General features: G+C 72.2%; 23 protein-coding genes and 2 pseudogenes. 13 read left to right on the forward strand and 12 right to left on the reverse strand.

Going from position 1 to position 26,029, the window contains the following annotated elements; genetic code table 11:
- Positions 1–130: 130 nt before the first annotated feature.
- A complete protein-coding gene (locus L3i22_RS13070; RefSeq protein ID WP_221327220.1) occupies positions 131–1,006 on the forward strand; it encodes a universal stress protein in 876 nt (291 codons plus the stop codon).
- Between the two features lie 55 nt (positions 1,007–1,061).
- Here L3i22_RS13070 and L3i22_RS13075 read toward each other — a convergent pair whose 3' ends face one another.
- The 3 genes from L3i22_RS13075 to rho all read right to left on the reverse strand — a co-directional run bounded on the left by L3i22_RS13075 (position 1,062) and on the right by rho (position 4,031).
- Positions 1,062–1,943, reverse strand: a complete 882-nt coding sequence (locus L3i22_RS13075) for a helix-turn-helix transcriptional regulator (RefSeq protein WP_221327221.1) — start codon at positions 1,941–1,943, stop codon at positions 1,062–1,064.
- A gap of 47 nt (positions 1,944–1,990) precedes the next feature.
- The gene (locus L3i22_RS13080) at positions 1,991–2,782 is read right to left on the reverse strand and encodes an SAM-dependent methyltransferase (RefSeq protein ID WP_221327222.1); all 792 of its coding nucleotides are present in this window, start codon (positions 2,780–2,782) and stop codon (positions 1,991–1,993) included.
- Positions 2,783–2,870: 88 nt separating this feature from the next.
- Positions 2,871–4,031 (reverse strand): transcription termination factor Rho, encoded by a 1,161-nt coding sequence (rho, locus tag L3i22_RS13085; RefSeq protein WP_221327223.1) that lies wholly within the window; start codon positions 4,029–4,031, stop codon positions 2,871–2,873.
- 257 nt (positions 4,032–4,288) lie between these two features.
- On the opposite strand from rho, the gene L3i22_RS54320 reads away from it, so the two are divergent.
- Complete coding sequence (locus tag L3i22_RS54320; RefSeq protein ID WP_304523462.1) at positions 4,289–4,705, forward strand: helix-turn-helix domain-containing protein; 417 nt, start codon at positions 4,289–4,291, stop codon at positions 4,703–4,705.
- Here the strand turns inward: L3i22_RS54320 and L3i22_RS13095 are convergent.
- From L3i22_RS13095 to L3i22_RS13105, 3 genes are all read right to left on the reverse strand, one after another.
- Positions 4,702–6,390 carry a CocE/NonD family hydrolase gene (locus tag L3i22_RS13095; protein ID WP_221327224.1) on the reverse strand — a complete coding sequence of 563 codons (1,689 nt, stop codon included), beginning with the start codon at positions 6,388–6,390 and terminating at the stop codon, positions 4,702–4,704. The two genes, L3i22_RS54320 and L3i22_RS13095, sit on opposite strands and share 4 nt — an antisense overlap.
- Before the next feature lie 66 nt (positions 6,391–6,456).
- Positions 6,457–7,218, reverse strand: a complete 762-nt coding sequence (locus L3i22_RS13100) for a hypothetical protein (RefSeq protein ID WP_221327225.1) — start codon at positions 7,216–7,218, stop codon at positions 6,457–6,459.
- Between the two features lie 37 nt (positions 7,219–7,255).
- Positions 7,256–8,119: a L,D-transpeptidase gene (locus L3i22_RS13105; RefSeq protein WP_221327226.1), complete on the reverse strand. Its 864-nt coding sequence runs from the start codon at positions 8,117–8,119 to the stop codon at positions 7,256–7,258.
- A gap of 72 nt (positions 8,120–8,191) precedes the next feature.
- Between L3i22_RS13105 and L3i22_RS13110 the strand changes: the two genes are divergently transcribed.
- From L3i22_RS13110 to L3i22_RS13125, 4 genes are read left to right on the forward strand one after another with little or no spacing between them, the layout of a single operon-like run.
- Positions 8,192–9,193, forward strand: coding sequence for an LLM class flavin-dependent oxidoreductase (locus tag L3i22_RS13110; protein WP_221327227.1), 1,002 nt, complete (start codon positions 8,192–8,194; stop codon positions 9,191–9,193).
- A gap of 8 nt (positions 9,194–9,201) precedes the next feature.
- On the forward strand, positions 9,202–9,924 hold the full coding sequence (locus L3i22_RS13115; RefSeq protein ID WP_221327228.1) for a hypothetical protein: 723 nt from the start codon (positions 9,202–9,204) through the stop codon (positions 9,922–9,924).
- A gap of 23 nt (positions 9,925–9,947) precedes the next feature.
- Positions 9,948–10,517 carry a hypothetical protein gene (locus tag L3i22_RS13120; protein WP_221327229.1) on the forward strand — a complete coding sequence of 190 codons (570 nt, stop codon included), beginning with the start codon at positions 9,948–9,950 and terminating at the stop codon, positions 10,515–10,517.
- A 9-nt stretch (positions 10,518–10,526) separates the two neighbouring features.
- Positions 10,527–11,408 carry a helix-turn-helix transcriptional regulator gene (locus L3i22_RS13125; RefSeq protein ID WP_221327230.1) on the forward strand — a complete coding sequence of 294 codons (882 nt, stop codon included), beginning with the start codon at positions 10,527–10,529 and terminating at the stop codon, positions 11,406–11,408.
- Here the strand turns inward: L3i22_RS13125 and L3i22_RS13130 are convergent.
- Genes L3i22_RS13130 through L3i22_RS13140 form a run of 3 tightly spaced genes read right to left on the reverse strand, consistent with a single transcriptional unit; the run spans position 11,381 to position 15,393 of the window.
- On the reverse strand, positions 11,381–13,927 hold the full coding sequence (locus tag L3i22_RS13130; RefSeq protein WP_221327231.1) for an NACHT domain-containing NTPase: 2,547 nt from the start codon (positions 13,925–13,927) through the stop codon (positions 11,381–11,383). The genes L3i22_RS13125 and L3i22_RS13130 overlap by 28 nt on opposite strands.
- Positions 13,928–13,936: 9 nt before the next feature.
- The gene (locus L3i22_RS13135) at positions 13,937–14,779 is read right to left on the reverse strand and encodes a PfkB family carbohydrate kinase (protein WP_221327232.1); all 843 of its coding nucleotides are present in this window, start codon (positions 14,777–14,779) and stop codon (positions 13,937–13,939) included.
- Positions 14,776–15,393 carry a TetR/AcrR family transcriptional regulator gene (locus tag L3i22_RS13140; protein WP_221327233.1) on the reverse strand — a complete coding sequence of 206 codons (618 nt, stop codon included), beginning with the start codon at positions 15,391–15,393 and terminating at the stop codon, positions 14,776–14,778. The genes L3i22_RS13135 and L3i22_RS13140 overlap by 4 nt, the downstream gene beginning before the upstream one ends.
- Before the next feature lie 88 nt (positions 15,394–15,481).
- Between L3i22_RS13140 and L3i22_RS13145 the strand changes: the two genes are divergently transcribed.
- From L3i22_RS13145 to L3i22_RS13155, 3 genes are read left to right on the forward strand one after another with little or no spacing between them, the layout of a single operon-like run.
- Positions 15,482–16,630, forward strand: coding sequence for an acyl-CoA dehydrogenase family protein (locus L3i22_RS13145; RefSeq protein WP_221327234.1), 1,149 nt, complete (start codon positions 15,482–15,484; stop codon positions 16,628–16,630).
- 17 nt (positions 16,631–16,647) lie between these two features.
- On the forward strand, positions 16,648–17,397 hold the full coding sequence (gene fabG, locus L3i22_RS13150) for a 3-oxoacyl-ACP reductase FabG (RefSeq protein WP_221327235.1): 750 nt from the start codon (positions 16,648–16,650) through the stop codon (positions 17,395–17,397).
- An 11-nt stretch (positions 17,398–17,408) separates the two neighbouring features.
- Positions 17,409–18,566 carry an acyl-CoA dehydrogenase family protein gene (locus L3i22_RS13155; RefSeq protein ID WP_221327236.1) on the forward strand — a complete coding sequence of 386 codons (1,158 nt, stop codon included), beginning with the start codon at positions 17,409–17,411 and terminating at the stop codon, positions 18,564–18,566.
- A gap of 92 nt (positions 18,567–18,658) precedes the next feature.
- Here L3i22_RS13155 and L3i22_RS13160 read toward each other — a convergent pair whose 3' ends face one another.
- A complete protein-coding gene (locus L3i22_RS13160) occupies positions 18,659–19,549 on the reverse strand; it encodes a polysaccharide deacetylase family protein (protein WP_221327237.1) in 891 nt (296 codons plus the stop codon).
- Positions 19,550–19,668: 119 nt separating this feature from the next.
- On the opposite strand from L3i22_RS13160, the gene L3i22_RS13165 reads away from it, so the two are divergent.
- The 4 genes and pseudogenes from L3i22_RS13165 to L3i22_RS54600 form a co-directional block, all read left to right on the forward strand.
- The gene (locus tag L3i22_RS13165) at positions 19,669–20,235 is read left to right on the forward strand and encodes a hypothetical protein (RefSeq protein ID WP_221327238.1); all 567 of its coding nucleotides are present in this window, start codon (positions 19,669–19,671) and stop codon (positions 20,233–20,235) included.
- Positions 20,236–20,298: 63 nt separating this feature from the next.
- Complete coding sequence (locus tag L3i22_RS13170; protein ID WP_221327239.1) at positions 20,299–21,423, forward strand: ATP-binding protein; 1,125 nt, start codon at positions 20,299–20,301, stop codon at positions 21,421–21,423.
- Positions 21,424–21,481: 58 nt separating this feature from the next.
- Positions 21,482–22,891: pseudogene (locus L3i22_RS13175) on the forward strand (hypothetical protein); the annotation flags it as partial.
- Between the two features lie 84 nt (positions 22,892–22,975).
- Positions 22,976–23,371 (forward strand): annotated as a pseudogene (locus tag L3i22_RS54600) (VWA-like domain-containing protein); the annotation flags it as partial.
- 660 nt (positions 23,372–24,031) lie between these two features.
- Here L3i22_RS54600 and L3i22_RS13180 read toward each other — a convergent pair.
- Both L3i22_RS13180 and L3i22_RS13185 read right to left on the reverse strand, forming a co-directional pair.
- A complete protein-coding gene (locus L3i22_RS13180; RefSeq protein ID WP_221327241.1) occupies positions 24,032–24,949 on the reverse strand; it encodes a hypothetical protein in 918 nt (305 codons plus the stop codon).
- 9 nt (positions 24,950–24,958) lie between these two features.
- On the reverse strand, positions 24,959–25,918 hold the full coding sequence (locus L3i22_RS13185) for a hypothetical protein (RefSeq protein ID WP_221327242.1): 960 nt from the start codon (positions 25,916–25,918) through the stop codon (positions 24,959–24,961).
- Positions 25,919–26,029 lie beyond the last annotated feature (111 nt).

The following is a 26,029-nucleotide window of genomic DNA, read 5'->3' on the forward strand; positions in this document are numbered from 1 at the left end:
CCATGAGTAGTGGCGGAGGTGCTGTCCACATGGAAGCGATTGACACATAATGTGACGGGCCCCACACTCTTGCCCGCGGCGGGTCCAGCAACGACTATCAGGGGTCAGTAGCGCGGGAGGAGGCGGCGCCGTGCAGATCCAGAGGATCGTGGTGGGCTACGACGGCTCGGTGGAGGCGCGTAAGGCGGCTCGCTGGGCCTTCGACGAGGCCGAGCGCACCGGCATGCCGGTGGAGCTGGTCTACGCGTACGAATGGCCCAGCTATGTGCCGGCCGCCGCGATGATGCCCGCCGCGGCCGTCTACCCGGACCTGGACACCGATCTCGCGGTCACCGACATGCTCGGCCGGGCCGTGGACACCGCGATGAGCACCCATCCCGGGGTACGGGTGTGGGCCCGCGTCGAGCACTCCACCGCCGCGGTCGCCCTGATCCAGCGGGCCGCCGACGCCGCCCTGGTGGTGCTCGGCGGACGCCGTCCCAGCGGGGTGCGCGCCTGGCTCGGCACCACCAGCGGCTCGGTGAGCGCGCACGCCCGCTGCCCGGTGGTGGTGGTCCGCGGTGAGCCCCGGGTCACCGACCCGGTGGTGGCCGGGGTGGACGGGCCGGAGGCCGCCGGTACGGTGCTGGGCTTCGCGTTCGAGCAGGCCGCGGTCCGGGGCGTGCCGGTCCGGGCGGTGCACGGCTGGTCGCCGCCGGACGGGCGGGACCTGCTCTGCGAGACGAACCTGCGCGCGGTCGCCGAGGAGCGCGGCCGGCTGGAGGCGATGGTCGGCTGCTGGCGGCGGCGCTTCCCGGGCGTGCCGGTCAGCGCCGAGGTGGTGGTCGGGTCGCCGGGGGAGGTGCTGGCCCAGGCGGCCACCGGCGCTCAACTCGTGGTGGCCGGGGCCCGGTCGCGCCGCGCGCTGCTCGCCGGGCTGCGCCCGTCGGTCGGCCGGCATCTGCTGCACCGGGCGCGCTGCACGGTCGCGCTCGTCACCCGTACCCGGGCAGCAATTCGATTTTGATCTGAACCGGCGCCGGAGCCGGCCTCGAAGGCGGCCGGAGCCGCCGGAGCCGGCCTCAGAGGCGGCCGGCGTCCAGTTCGTCGAGGACGCGTTTCAGGAACTTGGGCGTCTCGGCCGGCGGCTGCGCCTCGATGAACAGCCGCCCGATCGCCGCCGCGTAGTTGTCCACCTCGTCCCGCTTGTCCAGGTAGAGCGCGCTTGTCAGGTGCTCGATGTAGACCACGTCGGGCAGTTCCTCGTGCGGGAAGCGCAGGATGCTGAACGCGCCACCGGCCGCCGCGTGCCCGCCGGAGTCGAACGGCACGATCTGCAGCCGCACGTTCGGCGACTCGCACGTCCCGATCAGCGCGACGATCTGCTCGCGCAGCACCGCCCGCCCGCCGATCGGCCGCCGCAGCGCCGCCTCGTCGAGCACCGCCCAGAGCCGCGGCGCGTCGGCCCGCTGCAGCACCTTCTGCCGTTCCATCCGCAGGTTGGCGCGCCGGTCGATCTGGCCCGCGTCGGCGTTGCCGTGGCCGAGCTTGATCACCGCGCGGGCGTACGCGTCGGTCTGCAGCAGCCCCGGCACGAACTGCACCTCGTACGTCCGGATCAGCTCGGCCGCCTGCTCCAGGTCCAGATAGTTCTGGAACCAGGTGTCCAGCACGTCGCCGTACTGATGCCACCAGCTCGGCGCGTTCGCCTCCCGGGTCAGCGTGAGCATCCGGTCGTGCTCGATCCGGTCCTCGACGCCGTAGAGCTTGAGCAGGTCGACGATGTCGCGTTCCTTGAAGCCGACCCGGCCCAGCTCCATGCGGCTGATCTTGGATTCGGACGCGCGGATGACGTAGCCCGCCTGCTCGCGCGACAACCCCTTGGCCCGGCGCAGCGCGCGCAGATGTGCGCCGACCTGGAGCCGGCGCACGGTCGAGCCGCCTATGTCATGTTCCTCCGCCAAGGAAACCTCCTCAGAGGCAGCCTAGACACTCGACTAAGACAGCGCGATCAGGGCTTGCGACCGACGGCACAGTACTGGCTGATCTCGGGCGTGTCGTCCGATTCCGGGCGCCAGCGGGTCACCGAGACCACGCCCGGCTCGACCAGCTCCAGGCCCTCGAAGAGCGACGCGATCCGCTCCGGGGTGCGCAGGTGGTACTTCGGGTTCGCCGAGATGTTCCAGATCCGGGTGGCCTCGCGGACGTCCGGGTCGGTGTCGCTGCCGTCGTACATCGCGAAGTAGCTGCCGGAGGGGAAGCGGTCCAGCAGCGCGGCGATGATCTCCCGGGCCTCGTCGTCGGACTCCACGTGACCGAGGATGCCCATCAGCATCAGCGCGACCGGCTGGTCGAAGTCGAGCGTCTCGGCGGCCTTGTCCAGGATCGCCCGCGGATCGTGCAGGTCGGCGTCGACATAGGCGGTCTTACCCTCGGCGGTGCTGGTCAGCAGCGCGCGGGCGTGGGCGAGCACGAGCGGGTCGTTGTCGACGTAGACGATCTTCGCGGCCGGGTTGGTGGCCTGCGCGACCTCGTGGGTGTTGTCCGCGGTGGGCAGCCCGGTGCCGATGTCCAGGAACTGGGTCACCTTGGCCTCGCCGGCCAGGAAGCGCACGGCGCGGACCAGGTACTGCCGGGAGAGGCGGGCGTGCGTGGCGAAGTGCGGCAGCGACGCGACGATCTGGTCACCGACGGCGCGGTCGACCTCGAAGTTGTCCTTGCCGCCGAGCAGGTAGTTCCAGATCCGGGCGGTCTGCGGAACGCTGGTGTCGAGCTTGGGGGCGTCGGTGGGGTCCTGAGTCACGCGCGCACGTCCTCGGGGCTGGGCGGACCCGATGTCCTTTGTGGATCCGCAGGCGTTCGGTCGCCGCCAGCATACCCATCCCGGACGGTCACGCCAGCGAGTGCGCCACCCGGCGAAGAAATTCCAGGTTGCTCGTTGTGGCGCGCAGCTGGGCCAGCAGTTGCTGCATGCCCTCGCGCCGATCCTGGCCACCGAGCGCGCGCCGGACCTGACCGACCACGGCCAGCTCGGCCGGCGACAGCAGCAGCTCGTCGTGCCGAGTGCCGGTGCTGGCCAGGTCGATCGCCGGGAAGACCCGGGCCTCGGCCAGCGAACGGTCCAGTTTGACCTCGGCGTTGCCGGTGCTCTTGAACTCCTCGAAGATCACCGTGTCGAGGGCCGAGCCGTTCTCCACCAGGGCGGTCGCGATGATCGTCACCGAGCCGCCGCCCTCCAGGTTGCGGGCCGCGCCGAGCAGCCGCTTCGGCGGTTGCAGGGCACTGCTGTCCAGGCCGCCGGTGAGGGTGCGGCCCCGGCCGGCCGGCGCGATCAGGTTGTAGGCCCGGCCCAGCCGGGTGATCGAGTCGAGCAGGACGATCACGTCCGCCCCCTGCTCGGCGAGGCGTTTGGCCCGCTCGACGGCGAGCTCGGCGACCGCGGTGTGCTCCTGCGGCGGGCGGTCGAAGGTGGCCGCGCAGATCTCCGCCTTGGTGGTGCGCTGCCAGTCGGTGACCTCCTCGGGCCGCTCGTCGACCAGCACCGCCATCAGGTGACAGTCCGGATGGTTGCGGGTGATCGCGTCGGCGACCTGGTGCAGGACGGTCGTCTTGCCGGCCTTCGGCGGGGCGACGATCAGGGCGCGCTGGCCCTTGCCGATCGGCATCATCAGGTCGAGCACGCGGGTGGTGAGCACGTCGCGCCCGGTCTCCAGGCGCAGCCGCTCCTGCGGGTAGAGGGCGGTCATCCGGTAGAACTCCGGCCGGCTGCCGGGCTCGCCGCCGTTGACCGCGGTGACCTGCAGGTGCACCGGCTTGCCGGGGCGGCCGACGCGGGCGAAACCGGTCACCCGGTCGCCGCGGCGCAGGCCCAGTCGCCGGGTGTCGGCGACGGCCACCGGCAGGTCGTCGGGGCCGGGAAGGTAGCCGTCGGCGCGCAGCCAGGCGCGGTCGTCGACGATGTCGAGAAGGGCGTCGACGGCGACGGTCTCCTCGGCTTGCGTGGGCAGCTCACGCTGCGGGTCAGGGCTTTTGCGGGTACGGACATCGGTCATGAAGGTGGCTCCTGGAAGTCGGGCACGGAGCGGCCCGGGAGTGGGTGCCGGGCGGAAAACGGCCCGGGGGGGAGATCCCTGGGCACGAACGGCCCGAAGGAAAGGTGTGATGACGGCGCTGAGAAGCGCGTCGAAAAACTGAGCTGAACCCGGGCGGGGAACCCCACCGGCATCCGAGTTGACCCCACCCTAGCACCGTTCGCGGATTCGGCCCAGTAGGGCAGGATGGGTGTCACAGTTCGCGGGGAGGGGACGCCATGCCACTGTTGCGCCGGGTCATCGGATCGGTGCTGCGCCGGGTGCGCCAGCGCCAGGGCCGCACGCTGAAAGAGGTCGCCACCGAGGCCGGCGTGTCGCTGCCGTACCTGTCGGAGGTGGAGCGCGGCACCAAGGAGGCGTCGTCGGAGATCCTCGCGGCGATCTGCCGGGCGCTCGGGCTGCCGATGACCGACCTGCTCGACCTGGTCCGCCAGGAGCTGATCGTCAGTCAGCCGGTCCGTCCGGCCGGCCGGTTCGAGGTCGCCCAGGCGCACACCCCGGCTTCGCCCCGCGCCCAGGCCCGGCGCGGGCCGACCTGCTCGGTCAGCGGCCGCCGGCCGGCCCGGGTCGCGGCGGGCGGGCGTCCGCGCACCGGCCTGGCCCGGATGTCCGCCAGGCTGTTCGTGACCTGCTAGTCCGGCGGAGTGACCTGGTCCGGCGGAGTGACCTGGTCCGGCGGAGTGACCTGGTCCGGCGGCGGGATCGGGAGGACGAGGCGCGAGGTGGACAGGTCGATCGTCCGGTGTGACGGCCGGGTCCGGGCCGAGGTGGCCGGGTCGTCGCCGGTGCCCAGGTTGCGCTCCCAGTGCGGATGCGAGCCGCCCGCGACGACCAGCCGGATCCGGTGCCCGCGGGCGAACCGGTGGGCGACGCTGTCGAGCTCGATCCGCACCATGTCCCCGGGCGCCGACGGGTCGAGTCGGCGGAACCCGTCGGCGACGTTACGGGAGCGGCCCTCGGCGTCGACGTCCGAGAGCCGGACGAACAGGTCGGCGTACGGGTTGTCGGACCGGTGCCCGAGCTCCGCCACCGGGCTGCCGAGGACCGCCAGCTCCGCGGGCAGCGGCTCGGAGGTGAAGGCGAGCACGTCGGAGCGCGCCGCCAGGGCACTGTCGTCGGTGTAGCCGGCGGTGATGCCCGGGGAGACCTGGGTGACGAACGCTCCGCCGTACGTCGGCGTCGGTTTTTCGGGGTTGTAGCGGAACTCGCCGATCTCGCCCGTCTCGGCCGGGAGCTCGGCCAGCAGCCCGCCGGAGCGCGGGTGGAGGACCCGCTCCACCGTCGCCGGCGGCCAGGCCGGCAGATCGCGCCAGCCCGCGCCCGGACCGCTGACGAACACCCGGACCGGCGCGGTGCGAGCGCCGCCCAGCTTCGCGGCGAACCAGGCGAGCGCGTCGGGAAGCAGGACGCGGGCACCCGCGGCGCCGCCCTCGGCGTGCGTCCACGGGCCGATCGTGAGCCCGGCGCCGCGCTCGGCCAGCCGGGTGTACGCGGCCAGCGTCTGCCGGAGGAAACCGTCCTGCCAGCCGCCCTGCAGCAGCACCGGGATCCGGGTCCGGGCCAGGGCCTCGGTCAGGTCGGCGCGGTGCCACCACGGGTCGGCGGGGTCCCGCCGGCTGATCCACTCGCGGTACCAGGGCGCCTGCCCGTCCATCAGCTCGTCCGCGGCCTCGGTCAGCGGGAGCGCGGACAGGGCCCGCTGGATCTTGCCGCGGGCGGCGAGGACCGAGAACATCCGCGGCACGATCGGCCGCTCCTGCCGGGTCGTCACGAACGACCACTCGAACAGGGTGCTGAGCACGAACGCCCCGCCGGGGTAGGCGAAGCGGCGGAAGTCGTACGGCGCGCACGCGATCACCGCGGTGACCAGCTCGGGCGGCGGATCCATCAGCAGCGCCCACTGGGTGAAGCCGGAGTAGGAGTAGCCGTGGGTGACGAACCGTCCGTCGAACCACGGCTGCCCGCGCAGCCACGCGACGACGTCGGCGGCGTCGTCGACCTCGCGCATGAACGGCTCGTACGTGCCACCCGACCCGAAGGTGCCCCGGCACCGGACCAGCACCACCCGGTAGCCCCGGTTCGCGAACAGGCCGCCGGTCATCGAGGAGCCGAGCACGTTCACCCCGTACGGCGAGCTGACCAGCACCGTTCCCAGTGCCGGGCCGGTCGGCAGCAGCACGTCGGCGAGCAGCTCGACCCCGTCGCGCATCGGGATCCGCACGTCCCGCGCCACGCGGTAGTCGCCGGTCGGCGCCGGCAGCCGGGCGTATCTCGTCCACACCCGGTCGGCGAGCCGCTCCCCGAACGTCCGATCCCGCATACCCCCGATCCTGACGCGCGCGCCCCGGCTACGGAAGGACGCGGGCGCCCCGGCGACGGAAGACCGTCAGCTGTAGCGGGCCCACAGGTCGCGCAGAACCGTCCAGTCGCCGTTGATCGCGGTGCAGTCGGTCTCCAGGCGCAGGTCCGACAAGGCGCCGGCCCGTCCCCAGAAGACCCCGCAGGTCTTGTCGACGACATATTCGAAATAGGTCCCGGCGACACCACTCACCGGCCCGGTCCGCGGCCCGGGCGCCATCGCCCCGGCACTCGTGCGGCTGATCTGCTCGCGGTAGCGCCGGGTGTCGTCGAACGCCTGCTGGGTCCCGAACGTCTCGAAGTAGACGTGCACGTCGCCGGCCTGGCAGGTGACCGCCTCGACGCGGCCGTTGTCCAGCATCGGGCCGCCCGGGTCGCGCGCGGTCAGGCAGGCGCCCAGGTCGGGCAGCCAGGACTCGGCGAGCGTGGCTACCGCCGTACCGGCGAATTTGTCTTTCTGGGGTGGGTCTTCCGGGGTTGATCCCGAGGTGCCCAGCAGGTAACCGCCGACGCCGGTGAGGAGCGGGAGCACGATCGCCGCCCAGAGCAGCCGGCGGGACGGCTTCGGTGGCGCGGGCGCGGCCGCCGGCTCGGGCGGGGGCGTGACCGGGTTCTCCGGCCAGTGGCCGTCGTCGGAATCGGACTGCAGCGAGTCCCACGACGGCAGGCCCGACGTGGACGGCATGCCGGCGACGGTGGGCGCGCTGAAGATCGGCGGGTGACCGGGCGACGTCGGCCCGTTCGCGGACCACTCACCCGGGGGCGGGGGGAGGGCGGGATCAACGCTCACGGCCCGGCAGGCTACCAGCGCCGTGTCACGAAACCGGTCAGGCGAGCACGGTCAATGTCGTACCCGGGGAAATCTCTTTCACCAGCTTCTCCTGGGCGTCCTTCGGCATGCGCAGGCAGCCGTTCGACACGCTGTGACCGAACGCGCTCTCCTTGTACCAGGCGTGGATGCCGGTGTGCGCCAGCTGGAACACCTCGGCCATCTTCTCCGGCTCCTCCGGGACCGAGCCGAGGACCAGCGCGTCCATGTTCAGGTAGATGTCGCCGCGCATCCGGGTGTTGCCCATCACGAACGTCCGCCCGACCGGGGTCGGCGTCGACTTCGACCCGGTCGCCACCGTCCAGCGCTGCTGCTCCTGGCCGTCGCGCAGCCAGATCAGGGTGTGCTCGGACAGGTGCGCGACCAGCTGGTCCCGCAGCGTGTCGGTGGTCCAGCCGCCCGGCGGCACCCAGCCGATCCGCCGGTTCGCCGACGGGGTCAGCACCGCGACCCAGCCGTCCTTCTCCCCGACGATCGGCACGACCGTGCGCAGCCCGCTGATCGACGGCGGCAGGAACGCCCGCGGCTTGCCGCCCGGCGCGTCGTAGAGCGCGACGTTGCGCGCCGGGTGCAGGCCCCGGGTCGGCGCGACCGTGGACGCCTGGTCCGGGTCGGCGGGCAGGCCCTTCGGCCCGGCCGTGTACTTGATCACCGGCAGGTCGGCGGGCGGCTTCGCGGCCGGCGGGGTGGTCGCCGGGAGGCTCGGTGCCGGCGCGGGCGCCGCCGAGACCGACGGGGTCACCCACTGGCCGGCGGTCGCGTCCGCGTCCCGGCTGTGGGCGAGAGCGACCGCGGCGCCGGTGGACAGCACCACCGCGGCGGTCGCGGCAGTCAGATACACGCGCGTGCGGGGGCTGACCATCGGCCCAGACTAACCACCGGCCGGAAAAGATGAAGGATCTTGTAGTTCACATCTCCGCGATAAAGTGCGGGCATGCTGCGCAAGCTCGGGTTTCTCACCATCGGCCTGTTCGACGAGGCGGATCCGCGCCGCGGCCACGAGTCCACGCTCGAGATCATCGAGCTGGGCGAGCGCCTCGGCTTCGACAGCGCCTGGCTGCGCCACCGGCACCTGCAGTTCGGCATCTCCTCGCCGGTCGCCGTGCTCGCCGCCGCGTCCCAGCGCACCAGCCGCATCGAGCTCGGCACCGCGGTCATCCCGCTCGGCTGGGAGAACCCGCTGCGCCTCGCCGAGGACCTGGCCACCGTCGACCTGCTCACCGGCGGCCGGCTCAACCCCGGCCTCAGCGTCGGCCCGCCGATGAACTACGACCGCGTCAAAGACGCGCTTTATCCCGACACCGGCGATGCGGAAGACTTCAGCTACGCCCGGGTCGAGAGATTCCTTGCTTGTGTACGGGGTGAGCCCGTCACCGACTTCGAGGGCACCGTCGGCTTCGAGCAGTTCTCCCCACGGGTCCAGCCGCACGCGCCCGGTCTCGCCGAGCGGCTCTGGTACGGCGGCGGCTCCCTGCGATCCGCCCGGTGGGCCGGCGAGCACGGGATGAACTTCCTGACCAGCAGCGTCGTGAAAGCCGAGGAGTCGGAGGACTTCGCGGAGATCCAGCTGTCCCACATCCGCGCGTTCCGGGCCGCCCACCCGGACGGCGACCGGGCCCGGGTCTCGCAGGGCCTGGTGGTGATCCCGACCGACTCGGCCACGCCGGAGCAGCGGGCGAAGTACGCGGCCTACGCCGAGGCGCGCACCCCGCGGACGGCGACCCCGCAGGGCCCGGCCCGGATGATGTTCGCGCCGGACATCGTCGGCACCTCCGCGGAGATCACCGCCGTCCTCGAGGCCAACCCGGCCTACCGGGAGATCGACGAGGTGGCGTTCGCGCTGCCGTTCACCTTCGAGCACGAGGACTACGTGCAGATCCTCACCGACATGGCCGAGCACCTCGGCCCCGCGCTCGGCTGGAAACCCGCGTCATAATTGGTGCCATGACCACGACGCCCGGGCTGGCCGCCGACCCCGGCGCGTTCCTGGTGTCCTGGGCGGAGGACGAGCTGCGGGCGGCGATCGCGCCCCGGCTCGGCGCGCGGCCGATCGAGATCTTCGCCCAGGGGTCCCGGGTCAACGGCACCCAGCTGGCCCAGGGGAGCGACATCGACCTCGTCCTGATGCTGCACGCGCCGCCCGGCGAGTGGGAGGGGTTCCGCGACGACGTGCTCGCCGCGCTCGGCGAGACCTGGGCCGTGCGGATGGGGCGCCGCTGCCTCAACGTGGACGAGCCGGACTCCCTGTTCGGCGAGATGGTCGACATCCTGGTCGCGACGGAGTTCCACGGCGGCGTCTTCTTCCGGGACTCCTTCGGGCAGCCGATCGTCAACTTCCCCCGACAGCATCGGGTCAACGGGGACGCGAAGGACCTGCGCACCGGCGGGCGGTTCAAAGAGGTCGTGCGGACCGCCAAGCGCCTGCGCAAAGGTGTCGTCGACGTGCCGTCCTACCTGCTCGAATGCCTGCTCTGGAACGTGCCCGACGAGGTGTTCCGGTCGCCGGCGCCGTACCGGGACGCCCTCGGCTGGCTGCGGCGGTGCGACCCCGCGGTGTTCGCCGGGCTGTACTGCCAGAACGGCATCAACCGGATCTTCGGGCCGGGGCCGGATCAGTGGGATCCGATGGGGACTGGAAGAATCATCGACGTCCTCCACTCGATCTAGTCCCGCCGGGCGGTAACCGCAGCATGACCTGGACGGCCGCGCAGACGACGGCGGTGCTCGCGCCGGTCATCGCGATCCTCGGCGCCGCGCTCGTCGCCCTCCTCACCTACGGGCTGAACCGCCGGGTCGCGCGGCGGGAGCGGCGGGCACGGGCCTTCGGGGAGGCGCTCAGCGTGGTGGAGGACTACGCCGAGATGCCGTACCGGATCCGCCGCCGCACCGGCACGATCGAGGGCCGGCACCAGCTCACCGAGGAGGTGAGCCGGATCTACTCGCGGCTCGCCTTCCACCAGGCCCTCCTGGACATCGAGGCGCCGGCGGTGGCGGCGGCCTATCGGTTCCTGGCCAACGAGGCGAAGGCCGAGGTCGGGGAGCAGATGAAGGACGCCTGGCAGCGGCCGGTCCGGACCACGGACGCGGAGATGAACCTGGAACACCACTACGACCGGTCCCGGGTGGACCGGGCCCGCGACCACTGCGTGGCCGTCATGCGCGCGACCCTCGGCCAGGCCATCCTCCCGGCCACCCCGAAACAGCCGAGGCTGACGTCCAGGGTGGACGATGCGGCCGGTCCGGAGGCTACCGCGGGTTAGGCTTCCGGGATGGCGGGCGAGCTGGGGCCGATCAGCGCCGGCCGCAAGCTGCGCTCGATCCTGCGCCAGGCCCGGGAGATCGCCGGCCTGACCCAGGCGGAGGTCGCCGAGCGGATGGAATGGTCGCTGTCCAAGGTCGCGCGGATCGAGAGCGGCGACGTCGGCATCGGCACCGCCGATCTGGTCGGGCTCTGCCGGGTTCTGCACCTGGGCTCGGCGGTCACCGGTGAATTGGTCAGCTATGCCGAGGCGATGCGGGTCAGGGGCTGGTGGCACGAGTTCCGGGCGGATCTGCCGCCCGCCTACCAGCGGCTGATCGGACTCGAGATCGAGGCCGACCGGATCGCCGACTACGCGGCGTTCTTCGTTCCGGGGCTGCTGCAGACCACCGACTACACCGAGGCGCTGATGCGCTCGATCCTGGCGGACCCGCCGGACGACGTGATCCGGACCCGGGTGGCCATGCGCGTGCGTCGCCAGCAGGAGGTTCATGATCAGCCGAACCCGCCGGACATGGTCGTGCTGCTCGACGAATCGGTCCTGTATCGGCGGGTGGGTGATCAGGTGGTGATGGCGGATCAGATCCGGCGGCTCATGGAGGCGGCGCGGCGTCCGCACATCACCATGCGGGTCCTCCCCTTCGAGTGCCCGGGCGCCCAGATGGAGAGCTTCTCGCTGGTCAGTAACCAGACGGCCGGATCCGCTGTGTACAGCGAGGTGAGCTACGGCGACGTGCTCTTCGAGGACGAGCGGCGGATCAGCAGCTTTCAGGAGCGCTTCGAGGCGAGTTGGAAGGTGGCGCTCGACCCGGATCGGACCGGTCAGCTGCTGCGCCGGGTGGCCGACGGCTACGAGCGGGGTGATCAGCCGCGGCCCTGGCTCTGGGACTGATCCGGCAGCAGGTCGCGGATGCTGTTGAGGCCCTCGCTGTCCAGCGTGCCCTGCCAGAGGAGAACCTGCTTGTCCCACCACGCTTCCGGGTCGGCGCCGGGCGGCGCGAACTCGCTGATCTTGGGTTCGCCGCCGGCGACCAGGACGCCCAGGATGATCAGGTTGAGGGTGTAGGTGACGATCGCCGTGATCACGTCCGGCGGGGTGGGCTCGTAGCGCTGATAGCCGCCGAAGGCCCGGGTCCGTGCGGTGCTCAGCAGGGCCCGGATCGCGTCCAGCCCGGCCGCGCGCCGGTCCGGCGGTAGCTGCCCGGCCAGGCCGGTGACGAACTCCGGGATCGGGCGGCGCAGGGACAGCGGCTGGTAGGAGAGCATCGCGCGCAGCAGACTGTCGTCCGGCGGCTCGTGGAACGACGGATCGGCCCGGTGGTCGGCCAGCCGCCGGGCGAACCCGTCGAGCAGGATCAGCGCCCGCTCGGCGATCAGGAACTCGCCGAACGTGGCGTGCAGGAACTCGTACGTCCGCCGGGCATTTTCGGTGTGTTCGTCGACCCGCGCCACGTGCACGAAGAAGAACCCGGCCACGGTCTGGTGGGCGCGGCTCGCGGGGGACTCGAAGTCACGGACGTGCTCGGCGCGGCGGCCGAGGAACACTTCGAGGTCGCGTTCCAGGTCGGCCTCGGCGACGTACTGTCGCTTGCGGTTGAACATCCCGTAGGCCGCGATGCTCAGCCGCCAGCGCTGCTCACCGAGAAGCCGGGGCAGCTGCTCCGGGGCCGGCGGCCGGTCCGGCTTGTCGGCGACCTGCCGGTGGATGAAGTTGTCCAGCAGCATCCGGTAGAGCGTGGCCGGGGAGAGCGTGGCCCCGGCGAGCCGCTCGGCCGACGGGTCGGCGTGGTAGATCGCGAGCAGCGTGAGCAGCAGCGGCTGCCGGGCCACGTCGCCGTGCCGCAGCACCTCGCGGACGGTGAGCTTGCGGAACCCGCCGGTCCGCGCGTTGGCCCGGTTCCACGCGACGACCCACTCGCGGACCTGGTCGTCGGCGAAGTCCTCCAGCTTGAGCACGAGGGAGCCGTCCGGCACCCGGGCCCGGTCGACCGCGACCGTCCGGGAGGTGACCACCACCGCGACCGGACGGCCCAGGGCCAGCTCCTCCTCCTGGAATCGGAGCGCCTCGGTCAGATAACCGGACTGGGTGGTGCCGGTCGCCTGGATCAGCTCGTCCAGCCCGTCCAGGATCACCACCCGGATCAGGTCCGCGCTCTCGTCGGCGACCCGGCCCCACGCCACCGGCTCCTTCAGGACGGTCTGCAGCGCGGTCTCGATCTGGGCGGGCAGCCGGTCGTCGGCGTTGACCCGGCGCAGCTGGACCGGCACGACGGTGTACTTCTCACTCGGCAGCCGGGTCGCCAGGATCTCGGTGAGCAGCGACTTCCCGGCACCCGGATGACCGAGCACGACGAGTGGCCGCCGGGCCGCGTCCGGGTGGGCCAGGTAGGCGGCGAGGAACCGGTCCAGTCCGGCGTTGATCGGCCGGCGGCTCCACCACTCCTCCTGGGACAGCGCGGCGCCCGCCGAGGCGATCGCACTGCGGAACCTCGGGGTGACGAATCCGTCCGCGACGGTCGGGAAGCTCAGCCCGGCCGGCCGGGCCGACGAGCGCAGCAGCGGCTGGTCCAGGACCGCCGCCGCGGCCCGGGCGAGCTTGCCGCGGACGGTGGCGCGGGCCGGCCGCTCCGGGGAGCCGCCGGCGGCCAGCAGGTCGTGCAGCTGGCCCATCGCCTCCGAGGTCCGCTCGAGCACCTCGGCCAGGCGCGCGTTGACCACCCGCAGCTCCGCCCGGGTGGCGGCGTGCTCGCCGAGCGACGCCCACACGAAGAACTCCGGCACGTCGGCGCCGAGCCGCAGGTAGGCATCCCGGTAGCGGGTCCGCCACCGGACCGTGGTCCGGGCGACCAGATCGGCGGAGTCCACGCCGAGCCGGCTCCAGGCCCGCAAGCCCTCGAAGAACGCGACCGCGGAGACGGCCAGCTCGGCGATCCGGGGGGTCAGCCGGGCCGACAGGTTCTCCTCGAAGCCCAGCGCCGGGGACGGCAGCGGAATGTCCACTCCGGCCAGCCGGTCGACCCAGGCGGCCTGCGTCACGATCTCGCCGGGGGCGCTCGCGAGCTGGACCTTCTCCCGGTCGCTGACCTGCAGCGAGTCGTACGCCGGGCCGATCACCTCACGCAACGCGTCGAACAGGCCGGCCAGCGCGATCGTGGTGTGCGCGGCGGTGATCAGGTCGTGCCGGCTCTGGCCGGAGGTGCCGCGCAGCCGCTCCAGTGCCGGCCCGACCAGGTCGCGGAGCAGTCGCCCGGCCTCCTGTTTGGCGTCGATCCAGCCGAGTGCGGGCGGGTAGACGATCGCGCCGAGCAGGAGACCGGCGCCGGCGACCCGGTCCAGCGTGTCGAGGGCGGGTGAGTGGGCGCCGAGCAGCATGAGCGCGCCGTCATAACTGAGCGGTGATGCCTTGGCCACGTTCCGAAACTACGACATCCACGCCCGGGTGCCGAAGGACGTGCAGGAGCGGGTTGCCGGCGCGGCGGCCTCGTCGAGGGCTTCGGCGAACGTGGTGTCGGTCAGGGGCCAGCGGTGGGCGACCGCGACCGTCAGGGCGCCGTGCAGCACGTCGCCCGCGCCGAGCGTGTCGACGACGGTTGCTTGCGGGACCGGCTGGGCGACCAGGTCCGTTCCGGTCCAGCGCAGGATCGGCTCCGGGCCCCGGCTGATCGCGATCCAGCGGACGCCGTGCGCGGCCAGGAACGCCGGCACGTCGGTGACGCCCGGCGGGTGGAAGTCGGCCGAGCAGACGACCACGTCGAGCAGCGGCAACAGGTCCGGGGTGACGGCTTTCCAGCTGCCGGCGTCCAGCAGCGTGGGGATCCCCAGCCGGCGGGCCTCGGTGAGGACCGCGCGGGCCAGCGCCGGGTAGTGGCCGTCCACCTGCACGGCCCGCGCGCCCCGCAGGAAGCCGAGATCCGGAACGGCCGGCGCCCGGGCGGCGCCATTGGTGGAGACGACCGCGCGGTGGCCGGCGCTGACCACGATGCTGGAGACCGGCGGCGCGCCCTCGTCGGTCGCGGCCAGGTCGATCAGGTCGACGCCGCGGGCGGCCAGGTCGGCGCGGATGCCGGCGGCCAGCGGGTGCCGGCCGACCGCGGTCAGCAGGGTCGCCGGCTCGCCGAGGTACGCGGCGGTGACCGCGGCGTTGGTGGCCGGCCCGCCCGCCGCGACGGTCTGGGCGAGCGCGGTCACCTTCTCGTCGGCGGCCGGGTACGCCGTGACCAGCTGGACGATGTCCAGTGTGCACAGACCCGCGAAGACGATCATGCGGCGAGCCGGGCGGCCAGCCCGTCGACGAACGTGACCAGGGCGAACTCGAAGCTGTCCCGGTCCACCTGGTCGGCGTGCTCGCGGAGCCGGTGGGCGTCGCCGAGCGCCGGGTAGCGGTCCAGGTAGACCTGCACGTCGTCGACGAAGCCGCGCGAGAACGAGCCCATCGCCGCGCCGACGACCAGGTATTTCGTCGAGGCGCCGATCATCGTGGCGTCGCGCGGGGACCAGCCGGCCGCGACCAGGCCGCCGTGCACCGCGTCGGCGCGGCGCAGCGAGGCGTCGCGCTGGCCGGGGCCGCGGGCCAGGAACGGGACGATGTTCGGGTGCCCGGCGAGCGCCGCCCGGTACGACCGGGCCCAGCCGAGCAGCCCGGCCCGCCAGCCCTGGGCGAACGCGCCGACCTCCACCTGCTCCATGATCTCGCTGGCCACGTCGTCGAGCAGGTGTTCCTTGGTCGGGTAGTGGAAGTAGAGCGCGGGGGCGCTGACCGACAGCGCGGTCGCGAGTTTCCGCATGCTCAGCCCGTCCAGCCCGTCCCGGTCGATGATCTCCAGCGCGGCGGCCCGGATGCCGGCCTGGCTGAGCAGTGGAGTCGTCGGCCGCGGCATGTGGTCAGCTCCCGAATATTGTGATGGCTAACGCTGTTAAGTTAACATGGCCGGGGAAACCTGACAGCGTTCAATTTAGGAGCCGGCCGTGGACCTCACCCTCTCGGAGGAACAGGAACAGCTGCGTGACCTGGCCCGCGACTGGGTGGAACGCGAGGTCGTGCCGCACGCCACCGAGTGGGACCGCGTCGAGCAGGTCGACACGAAGATCGTCGGGAAACTCGCCGAGCTGGGCTTTCTCGGTCTCGGAATCGCCGAGGAGTTCGGCGGCTCGGGTGGCGACTTCCTGGACTACGCGCTGGTCATGGAGGAGTTGGGCCGCGGGGACACGTCGGTGCGCGGCATCGTCTCGGTCACCCTGGGGCTGGTCGCCAAGACCATCCAGGCGTACGGGACGGCCGAGCAGAAGACCCGATGGCTGCCGCCCCTGTGTGCCGGGGAGACGCTGGGCTGCTTCGCGCTGACCGAGCCGGGCACCGGTTCGGACGCCGGCAACCTCACCACCCGCGCCGAGCGGGACGGGGACGACTGGCTGATCAGCGGGGAGAAGATCTTCATCACGAACGGGACGTGGGCCGGCGTCGCGCTGGTCTTCGCCCGTACCGGAAAGCCTGGTCCTAAAGGTGTTTCCGCTTTTCTCGTGCCCACCGACAGCGCGGGTTTCGCCCGGCGGGAGATCAAGGGCAAGCTCGGTCTGCGCGGCCAGGCGACCGCGGAGCTGACCCTGGACGCGGTCCGGGTGAGTCGGCAAAGCCTGCTCGGCCCCGAGGGCGACGGCTTCAAGATCGCGATGAAGGCGCTGGACAAGGGGCGGATCGCGGTCGCGTCCGGGTGCGTCGGGCTGGCCCGGGCGTGCCTGGAGGCATCGGTGGCCTACGCGGGGGAGCGCACCCAGTTCGCCAAGCCGATCGCGTCCTACCAGCTCGTGCAGGAGATGCTGGCCGAGATGGCGGTCGAGGCCGACGCCGCGCGCCTGCTCGTCTGGCGCGCCGCCGACCTGGTCGACCGCGGGCAGCCGTTCGGCACCGCCGCCTCGATGGCCAAGCTGTTCGCCAGCGAGGCCGCGGTGAAGGCGGCCAACCAGGCGATCCAGGTCTTCGGTGGGTACGGCTACGTCGACGAGTTCCCGGTCGGCAAGTTCATGCGCGACGCCCGCGTCCAGACGCTGTACGAGGGCACCAGCCAGATCCAGAAACTGCTCATCGGCCGTGCGCTGACCGGGATCAGCGCGTTCTGAACAAGGGAGTTCTCTGCATGAGCCGGGTAGCGATCATCACGGGTGCGGCACGTGGCATCGGTGCGGCCACCGCACTCCAGTTCGCGTCCGAGGGCGCGGCCGTCGCCGTGCTCGACCTGAACGAGTCCGACTGCGCCGACGTGGTCGGCCGGATCCAGGCCGCCGGCGGCACCGCCGTCGCGTTCGGCTGCGACGTCGCCGACGAGAGCCAGGTCGACGCCGTGATCGACAAGGTCGCGTCCGAGCTGGGCGGGGTTGACGTGCTGGTCAACAATGCCGGCGTGACCCGGGACAACCTGCTGCACAAGATGCCCGCGTCGGACTGGGACCTGGTCATGAACGTGCACCTGCGCGGCGCGTTCCTGTGCAGCCGGGCGGCCCAGCGGCACATGGTCCCCAAGCGCTCTGGCAAGATCGTCAATACGTCGAGCGTCTCCGCGCTCGGCAACCGGGGCCAGGCCAACTACGCCGCGGCCAAGGCCGGGATCCAGGGCCTGACCCGTACGCTCGCGATGGAGCTCGGCCCGTTCGGGATCAACGTCAATGCGGTCGCGCCCGGGTTCATCGTCACCGAGATGACCGACGCGACGGCTGCTCGGATCGGTGTCTCCGCTGCCGATATGCAGGCCAAGGCAGCCGAGATCACCCCGTTGCGGCGGGTCGGTCACCCCGAGGACATCGCCAAGGTCGTCGCGTTCCTGGCCAGCGACGCCGCCTCCTTCGTCACCGGCCAGACCCTGTACGTCGACGGCGGACGCCGTCTTTAAGAAAGGTCGTCATGCGTCGCACTGTTTTCAATGAGGACCACGAGGCGTTCCGTCAGACGCTGCGAGAGTTCCTCGCCGCCGAGGTCGTGCCGCACTACGACGAGTGGCTGCACGACGGTGAGGTGCCGCGCGACTTCTACAAGAAGCTGGCGGAGCTGGGTCTGTTCGGCATCGAGGTGCCGGAGGAGTTCGGCGGCGCCGGCATCGACTCGTTCAAGTTCGCCGCGATCCAGTACGAGGAGACCACCCGCGCCGGCGTCTCGTTCGGCGGCTCCGGGGTGCACGTCGCGCTCTGCCTGCCGTACCTGCTGAAGCTCGCCACGCAGGAGCAGAAGGAGCGCTGGCTGCCGTCGTTCGTCAGCGGCGACATGATGTTCGCGATCGCGATGACCGAGCCCGGCACCGGCTCCGACCTGGCCGGCATGACCACGAACGCCAAGCTGACCGAGGACGGCAAGCACTACGTCCTGAACGGCGCGAAGACGTTCATCACCGGCGGCGTCCTGGCCGACCGCGTGATCGTCTGCGCGCGCACCTCCCCGGCCAAGCCGGACGACCGGCGCTTCGGCATCTCGCTGCTGGTCGTCGACACCAAGCTGCCCGGCTACTCGGTCGGCCGCAAGCTCGACAAGCTCGGCCTGAAGACCTCCGACACCGCCGAACTGGCCTTCTCCGACGTGCTCGTCCCGGTCGAGGACCTGCTCGGCGAGGAGAACCAGGGCTTCTCGTACCTGGGTCAGAACCTGCCCCAGGAGCGCCTCGGCATCGCCTACGGCGCGTACGCGCAGGCGGCGGCCGCGGTCGAGTTCGCCAAGCGGTACACGCTGGAGCGCAAGGTCTTCGGCCAGTCCGTCGCCTCGTTCCAGAACACCAAGTTCGAGCTGGCCGCCTGCCAGGCCGAGGTGGACGCGGCCCAGGCCGTCGCCGACCGCGCGCTGGAGGCCCTCGACGCCGGCGAGCTGACCGCGGCCGAGGCCGCGTCGGCGAAGCTGTTCTGCACCGAGGTCGCGCACCGGGTGATCGACCGCTGCCTGCAGCTGCACGGCGGCTACGGCTTCATCAACGAGTACCCGATCGCCCGTCTCTACGCGGACAACCGCGTCAACCGCATCTACGGCGGCACGTCGGAGGTCATGAAGATGATCATCGCGAAGGACATGGGTCTCTAGGACCGCGATCATTCCCGCAAGCCGCGGCGGTTGCCGCGGCTTGCGCTTCCTTCAAGAGCATTTGCGGTACGGCCGGAGCCCCCGCCCCGACCTCAGGGGATGTAGTCCTCGAGCAGGGCCGGGGTCAGGTTGGACTTCTGGATGATGGTCAGCACGGCCAGGAAGTCCTCGATGAAGGCCGGCCGGAAGTGCATCAGGATGATGTCCCCGGGCGCCACCCGCTTGTGCCCGTCCTGGAACCGGATCTTGCCCTTGTCGGTGGTCTCCTTCCAGGTGAACGAGGCCTTCATCCCGCAGTCCTTGACGGCCCGCAGCGTGTTGCCGTTGAACGCGCCGAACGGCGGGCGGAACAGCACCGGCCGGCGGCCGTAGAGCTTGCCGAGCTGGTCCGCGGAGCCGCAGATCTGATGCTTCTGCGCCTCGTACGACATGCCCGGCAGGTTCGGGTGGGTCAGCGTGTGCGCCTCGATTACCGCGCCGGTCTGTTGCAGCTCGGTGAAGTAGGCCGGCTTCACCTTGACCGCGTCGACCTCCAGGAACAGCGTGATCGGCACGTTCGCGGCCTGGAACAGCTTCACGGCCAGCGGGTTCTTCTCCCAGCCGTCGTCGATGGTGATGAACGCGATCCGGTCCTTGGTCGGGATCCGCTGGAAGTTCGGGGCCTTCTCACCCGGGGGCAGCTTCACCTTGAACGCGGCCGGGGGCGCCGGGAACTGCGGGACCCGGGCGCGGATGTTCGCCGGCAGGGCGGCCAGCGCGGCCGAGACCGCCTCCGGCGTCTGCGCCCCGTTGACCGGAACCCCGGAGACCGGATTACTGGACGGCGCGGCCTCGGTCGGCCCAGTCGTCACCGATGTCGACTCGGGCGTCACCGAAGCCGGCGCGGACACGAACGCGGGCGGGCTGCTCCCGTCGTTGCACCCTGCGACGATCGCCAGCAGCACGCCCGCGGCTACTACGCGTAACAGTTTGCTTCGTTTCACGCCATTGTCCTCACCGTCGGTAATCCTCAGCCCTTGTGACGCTGGGGACCCGTGGAATGCTGACACGTGCGGTCAACTGTGCTGTTCGTCACGATGCGGCACAGTTCTAGGGTGACCCCATGGCGCTGTTGCACAAGACCGAGATCCGACCGGGCAAGCTCGAGCTGCTGAGCGGCTGGCTGCCCGCGCAGAGTTGGTATTCCGGGCCGTCCGAGCCCGAGGTCAGCCGGGTCGGTGCGGCCCGGTTCGACGATCCGGCCGGCGAGGTCGGCCTGGAGATCATCCTGGTCCGGGTCGGCGACGGGCCGGTGCTGAACGTGCCGCTGACGTACCGGGGCGCGCCGCTCGACGGGGCCGCCGAGTTCCTGGTCGGGACGATGGAGCACGGCGTCCTCGGGCCGCGCTGGGTCTACGACGCGGCCGGCGACCCGATCTTCGCCCAGGTGCTGGCCGACGCGATCCGCAACGGCGAGCGGCAGGCCGTGGAGGAGGTGCACGGCGGCGGCACGGTGTTCGTCCGCGAGCCCGACCTGCAGCTGCGCGGCAGCGGCTCCGGCGCGACCGACGCGAGCGTGGTCGAGCTGTCCCGGACGCCGCAGGCCGTCCCCGCCCCGGGCGAGGCGGTCCTGACCGGTCAGTGGGCCGGTCTCGACGCCCCGATCGTGCTCGCCCGGCTCATCCCCTAGGGCGACGGGTTTTGCGGCCGTGACTACCGTGGGCCCGCGAGGAACCCGGAGGGGGCCCACGGTATGAACCAGCGTTACGCGGACACCATCACGGCACTTGGCACCGCGCTGATCGCGCAGGTCCCGGTTCTCCTCTGGGGACCACCCGGGCAGGGCAAGACCAGCGTGATCGAGTCGCTCGGCGACGACCTCGACTTCCACGTGGAGACGGTGATCGCGTCGCTGCACGAGCCGGCCGACTTCGCCGGGCTGCCGATGCTCGACCCGGTCCGGGGCACCACCCGGATGCTGCCGCCCGGCTGGGCGCGCCGGGTCGTCGAGGTCGGCGAGACCGGCCGGCCGAGCGTGGTCTTCTACGACGAGATCAGCACCACGCCGCCGGCCACCCAGGCCGCGCTGCTCCGGCCGATCCTCACCGGCTGGGTCGGTGACCTGCGGCTGCCGCCGGGCACGTGCAGCGTCGCCGCCGCCAACCCGCCGGAGATCGCCGCCGACGGGTGGGACCTGGCGCCGCCGCTGGCGAACCGGTTCGTCCACCTGGACTGGATCCTGCCGGCCGACGTGGTCCGCGACGGCTTCACCATCGGATGGCCGCGGGTGCCGGTGCCGGCCGTCGCGCCGGACCTGGTCGACCGGGCGACGGTCTCGGCGAAGCTGCTGGTCGGCACGTTCCTGCGGGCCCGGCCGGAGCTGGTGACCCGGATGCCGGCGTCCTCCGAGCAGTCCGGCCGGGCGTTCCCGACCCCGCGTACCTGGGAGATGGGCGCCCGGCTCTACGGCGCCGCGCAGGCCGCCGGGTTCGGCGAGACGGTGATCCTGCTGCTGCTCAACGGCTCGGTCGGCACGGCCGCCGCCGCCGAGTTCCTGGAGTTCGTCCGGCACCTGGATCTGCCCGACCCGGAGACCCTGCTGAAGGACCCGTCCGGGTACGAGGTGCCGATCCGTCGCGCCGACCAGGTCTTCGCCACCGCGGCCGCGGTCTTCACGGCGATGACGAACGACCCGACCCCGGAACGATGGCTGGCCTGCGGCACCATCCTCGCGAAGATCGCCGACGCGGGCATGGCCGACATCGCGGTCCTCTACGCGCGGCGCTGGGCCGACCCGGCGACGCGGCCGCCGGGCACGCTGCCGACCGCTGATCAGTTCCAGTCGTTGCGGCCGATCCTGGCCGAGCTCCATGGATGAGCACAGCCGGGAGGCCGCACTCCGGCTCTCGGCCGGGCGGGTGGTGGCCGCCGGGCGGATGCCGTACCTGAGCACCGCCCTGTTCGCGATGGTCCCGGTGCTGACCCGGGAACTGCCGACGTTCGGGGTGGACGCCCGCTGGCGGATGTACGCGAACCCGGACTTCGTCCTCACCCTCGACCCCGAGGAGGTCGCCGGCGCGTGGCTGCACGAGGCCGGACATCTCCTGCACGGGCACCGCGAGCGCTGGACCGCGCTGGCCGAGCCGCAGCGCCACCACCCGATGTTCAACGCGGCGGCGGACGCGGCGATCAACGAGGAGCTGCGCGACGCGGGCGTGACGTTGCCGGCGGTCCGCGCCTACTACTGGGAGCGGATCCCGCGCGCCCGTCGCGGGATGATCGCCGAGGAGATGTACCGGCTGCTCCGCGACGTGCCGGCCGGCACCCCCGCCGCGGCTGCGCCGGGCGGATCAGAAACGGCCAAGCCGTCGATCACCCTGAGCCCGGACCATCTGCCCGCGGCGGCGACGAAAATTACGGTACGGGGGAGCGGCACCCGATTCGGCCCGCGAACCGTGGTGACCCTCCGCAACGATCGCGGGCACCCGGTGCCGCACACGGTCGCCGCCGTCCGGGTGATCACCGGCCAGCTGCTCACCGCCACGATCGGGCCGGTCCCGCCCGGGCTCTACCGCGTCGAGGTGGACGGGCACCCGGCGGTGCTGCCGATCGGGCTGCCGTTCGCCGAGGTGAGCCCGTCCGCGCTGCCGGCCGGCTACGGCACGCCCCACCCGATGGCGGCGGCCTGCGACGACTTCGACCTCGGGCCGGACAGCACGCTGGTGGTGGCCCGGTTCGACGACGACGGGCTGACCCTGGTCCCGGACGCCGCCGCCGACCCGGCGACGGTCACCACCCGGGTCCTGAACTTCGACCTGCTCGAGTCGTTGCCGGCCGGGGCGTACGCGGTGATCATCGGCACGGAGGGGAGGTCGGCGGTCGCGGTCCTGGTGGTGGACGGCTCCCCGGCGCCGGCCGCGGGTTCTTCCGACTTCGACCCTTGGAGCAGCGGCGCCGCGGCCGGGTCCACGTCGGACAGTCCTGCGCCGGGCTCCTCTGCGCCGGGCTCCTCTGCGTCGGGTGGTTCCGCGTCGGGTGGTTCCGTGCCGCCGGGGGACTGCGGCTCCGGGGCCGGGGGTGAGCGCCGGGACTGGGAGGAGTCCGAGACCGACGGCGGCGAGCCGGACGGCAGCGTCAGCGACGGCCGCGCCGAGATGCTGCGCCACCAGGTCGCCCGGGAGATCCAGGACCGCCAGCGGACCGCCGGGGACGTGCCGGCCGGCCTGCGCCGGTTCGCCGACGAGACGCTGACCAGCAAGGTCGACTGGCGGCGCGAGCTGCGCAGCGTGGTGAGCCGGTCCCGGGCCTCGGTGGCCGGGCTGCGGGACTACACCTACGCCCGGCCGTCCCGCCGCGCCTCGTCGGTCCCCGGGCTGGCGCTGCCGGCGATGCGCGCCCCGCGCCCACCCCGGCTGGACGTCGTGATCGACACGTCCGGCTCGATGTCCGCGGCAATGCTCGGCCAGGTCACCGCCGAACTGCGCGGCATCATCCGGGCCCAGCGCGGCGACACCGTCCGGGTGCTGTGCTGCGACGCCCGCAGCGGCGAGGTGCAGCGGGTCGCCCGGATCGAGGACGTGACGTTCACCGGAGGCGGCGGCACCGACATGCGGACCGGTCTGAACGCGGCGGCGGCGCTGCGCCCACGCGCGGACGTGATCGTGCTGGCCACCGACGGCGACACCCCATGGCCGACCGCGCCACCGGCGGACAACCCGAGGGCCCGCTACGTGGTGGTCCTGGTCGACGGCGACCGCCCCCACGTCCCACCCTGGATGCGCAAGATCATCGCCACTGATGATCTTCGAGCCACCCCCACCACATAACCCACCCAACCCAAGGGGGCGCGCCCAACTGCCATTGTCCCGCAAATCCCCAAGATCATGACAATCCCCTGTGGACAACGGGCCAGTGTGGATAACGCAAATGATCACCAGCAGTCCACCAAAATGGTCACTGGCAGCCCGGTACGCAGGCCTTCGACCGAGGCGCCCGCATCCACCCCACGCGAGCTGGTGGTGAGGGTCGTTTCGGGACGTGGGTGCAGCCGTGGCCGCCAGCCGGGCTGCGTGAGCTGGTGGTGAGGGTCGTTTCGGGACGTGGGTGCAGCCGTGGCCGCCAGCCGGGCTGCGTGAGCTGGTGGTGAGGGTCGTTTCGGGGCGTGCGAACAGCCCCTGGGCGCCGGCCTGACCTTGCGCGCGAGGACGTGGGCCCACGACGTACCTCGCGAATGGCCGCAATCGCCGGCGACCGCAAGCGGCGGCCGGAGCGGTGACCGGCGGCGGGGCTGGCTGGTGGGCGGGGTGAGTGGTGGCGGTAGTGGGCGGCGGCCGGAGCGGTGACCGGCGGCGGGGCTGGCTGGTAAGCGGGGTGAGTGGTGACGGCAGTGGGCGGCGGCCGGAGCGGGGCCGGCGGCGGGGCTGGCTGGTAAGCGGGGTGAGCGGGGTGAGTAGCGACGGGGGTCGACGGGGTGGGCGGTGTAGTGATCAGCTGCTGAGCAGGGCGAGTGTTCGCAGGCCGCTGACCTCCAGGGTGCCGGCTCGGTGCATTGCGAGCGCCTCCTCCGGCGGCAGTTTCGCGGCGGCGCACCAGGGGGCGGCCTCCGCCGGTACGCCGACCCGGCGCCAGGCCAGGGCGGGTGTGCACAGGCGCCAGATCTCGGCGAGCGGGAGCGGCCCGGGTCCGGCGTCGGCGAGCATTCCCTGCCAGCCGTTGATCTCCTCGCGGGTGAGGCAGGCGACCCGGGCGAATTCCGGCAGCGCGACCGAGAGGGGCTTCCCGCGCTCGCTCGGCAGGGCCGCGAGGACTGCCTCGTCGGCGGGCCAGGCGGCCAGGCGGAAGCGGGAGAAGGCGGCGAATACCGGGGCGGGCATGGTGCGCATCGGGTCGAGGAGGTCCACCTCGTCGAGGCCGAGGCCGAAGTCGTCCCGTGCGACCCGGCGTGCCTCGGACGGGAACGGCAGGTCCGGCGGCGCGGACCGGGGGTTGTACGTCAGATGGGCCGCTCGCGCCGGAACGCCCAGGCTCGCCGCCGCCCGGGCGGCCGACGTCCCGTCCCGGAACACGTCCCGCCAGAGGTGCATCATCGTGCAGCCGCGCAGCCGGTGGATGTCCCCCTGGAGCGGCCCCCGGATCCAGCTCTCGATCTCCGCCGGCGGCACGTCCACGTGTTCGACCAGGGTGTCGATGATCCGATCGGACCATTCCGGGGCGAGCTGGGTGAGGATCCGGTCCAGCCGGTCGGGTGTCCAGTGGTCCAGCAGCGGCAGGACCGCCCGGATCAGCCGCGGGTCCCGGTCGATGTAGCGGCCCATGTGCCCGGGCCGCGGCCCGGCCGCCCACCGGCTCTGCCAGTACGGTGCCGCCGAGTCCAGCAGTCCGTCGAGATACTTCTGGATCAGCATGTGCCGTCCTCACCATCGGAGCAGAGCGAGTGCCTTGAGCCCGTCCAGTGTCAGTGTCCCGGACGCGTGCATGGCGACCGCCTCCTCCGGCGGCAGCCGGGCGACCGCGGACCAGCAGGCGAGCTCGGCCGGCAGGCCGGTGTGCCGCCAGACCCGGACCAGGCCGCGCAGCCGCCACGAGGCGGCCAGGCCGGGGCGCCCGGGGCCGGCTTCGGCGAGCACGTCCTGCCACCGGTCGAGTTCGGCGCGGGTGAGGCAGGCGACGCGGGCGAGTTCGGCGAGCGAGACGGTGATCGGCTTGCGGGTGTCGAGCCGGCCGAGCACCTCGTCGACGGTCCAGCCGGCCAGCCGGAGCCGGGACAGCAGGCCGAGCGCCTGGTCGGGTACGTCGTGCCAGGGCCCCAGGTCCGGGTAGTGCCGGGCGAGCCACCGGTCGTGCCCGGCCGGTCGGCGGAACTCCAGCGGGAACGGCAGGTCGGCGGGCAGGCCCGGGGTGATCGCGTAGGTCAGCCGGTCGGCGGGGCGCGGGATCCGGAGCCGGGCGGCCGCCTGCCGGGCCGCGCGGCCGTCCGGGACCACCTCGCGCCAGAGGTGCATCATCGTGCTGCCGTGCAGGCGGTGGATGTTGCCCTGGAACGGCCAGCGCACCCAGTCCTCGATCTCGGCGGCCGGCATGTCGAGGTGTTCGAGCAGTGTGCCGACGACCTTGCGGGCGTGTTCGAGCGGGCCGTACGGGAAGGCGCCGAGTGAGGTGCCGGGCGGGATCAGGAAGGTGTCCAGCCGGTCCGGCTCCCAGTGGTCGAGGAGCAGGGCGATCCGCCGGGTGAGTTCGCCGGTCGGCCGGTGGGCCCCGGTGAGCAGCAGTTCGGTGGTGAGGGCCGGGCCGGGGCGCGCGGTGAACAGGCGCTGCCAGTACGGCGTCGCGATGGTCAGCAGCTCGTCGATGAAGGCCTCGATGGAACCCGCCACACCTCCTATAGTGGCCCGGCCGCGCCAAGAAGGATGACCAGTTCACACGTAATTGCGGCATGATCGCAGTCCACAATGGTCACGGGAAGGTCACGAACCTTATCGACCGTA

This window comes from Actinoplanes sp. L3-i22 (genome assembly GCF_019704555.1).
Classification (GTDB): domain Bacteria; phylum Actinomycetota; class Actinomycetes; order Mycobacteriales; family Micromonosporaceae; genus Actinoplanes.

What these genes read in the sequence shown, in the direction of transcription:
- rho (WP_221327223.1), bottom strand. Translation starts at nt 4,031, where the DNA reads ATGACCGATGTCCGTACCCGCAAAAGCCCTGACCCGCAGCGTGAGCTG.
- L3i22_RS54320 (WP_304523462.1), top strand. Translation starts at nt 4,289, where the DNA reads ATGCCACTGTTGCGCCGGGTCATCGGATCGGTGCTGCGCCGGGTGCGC.
- L3i22_RS13095 (WP_221327224.1), bottom strand. Translation starts at nt 6,390, where the DNA reads ATGCGGGATCGGACGTTCGGGGAGCGGCTCGCCGACCGGGTGTGGACG.
- L3i22_RS13105 (WP_221327226.1), bottom strand. Translation starts at nt 8,119, where the DNA reads ATGGTCAGCCCCCGCACGCGCGTGTATCTGACTGCCGCGACCGCCGCG.
- L3i22_RS13110 (WP_221327227.1), top strand. Translation starts at nt 8,192, where the DNA reads ATGCTGCGCAAGCTCGGGTTTCTCACCATCGGCCTGTTCGACGAGGCG.
- L3i22_RS13115 (WP_221327228.1), top strand. Translation starts at nt 9,202, where the DNA reads ATGACCACGACGCCCGGGCTGGCCGCCGACCCCGGCGCGTTCCTGGTG.
- L3i22_RS13120 (WP_221327229.1), top strand. Translation starts at nt 9,948, where the DNA reads ATGACCTGGACGGCCGCGCAGACGACGGCGGTGCTCGCGCCGGTCATC.
- L3i22_RS13125 (WP_221327230.1), top strand. Translation starts at nt 10,527, where the DNA reads ATGGCGGGCGAGCTGGGGCCGATCAGCGCCGGCCGCAAGCTGCGCTCG.
- L3i22_RS13135 (WP_221327232.1), bottom strand. Translation starts at nt 14,779, where the DNA reads ATGATCGTCTTCGCGGGTCTGTGCACACTGGACATCGTCCAGCTGGTC.
- L3i22_RS13140 (WP_221327233.1), bottom strand. Translation starts at nt 15,393, where the DNA reads ATGCCGCGGCCGACGACTCCACTGCTCAGCCAGGCCGGCATCCGGGCC.
- fabG (WP_221327235.1), top strand. Translation starts at nt 16,648, where the DNA reads ATGAGCCGGGTAGCGATCATCACGGGTGCGGCACGTGGCATCGGTGCG.
- L3i22_RS13155 (WP_221327236.1), top strand. Translation starts at nt 17,409, where the DNA reads ATGCGTCGCACTGTTTTCAATGAGGACCACGAGGCGTTCCGTCAGACG.
- L3i22_RS13165 (WP_221327238.1), top strand. Translation starts at nt 19,669, where the DNA reads ATGGCGCTGTTGCACAAGACCGAGATCCGACCGGGCAAGCTCGAGCTG.
- L3i22_RS13170 (WP_221327239.1), top strand. Translation starts at nt 20,299, where the DNA reads ATGAACCAGCGTTACGCGGACACCATCACGGCACTTGGCACCGCGCTG.
- L3i22_RS13180 (WP_221327241.1), bottom strand. Translation starts at nt 24,949, where the DNA reads ATGCTGATCCAGAAGTATCTCGACGGACTGCTGGACTCGGCGGCACCG.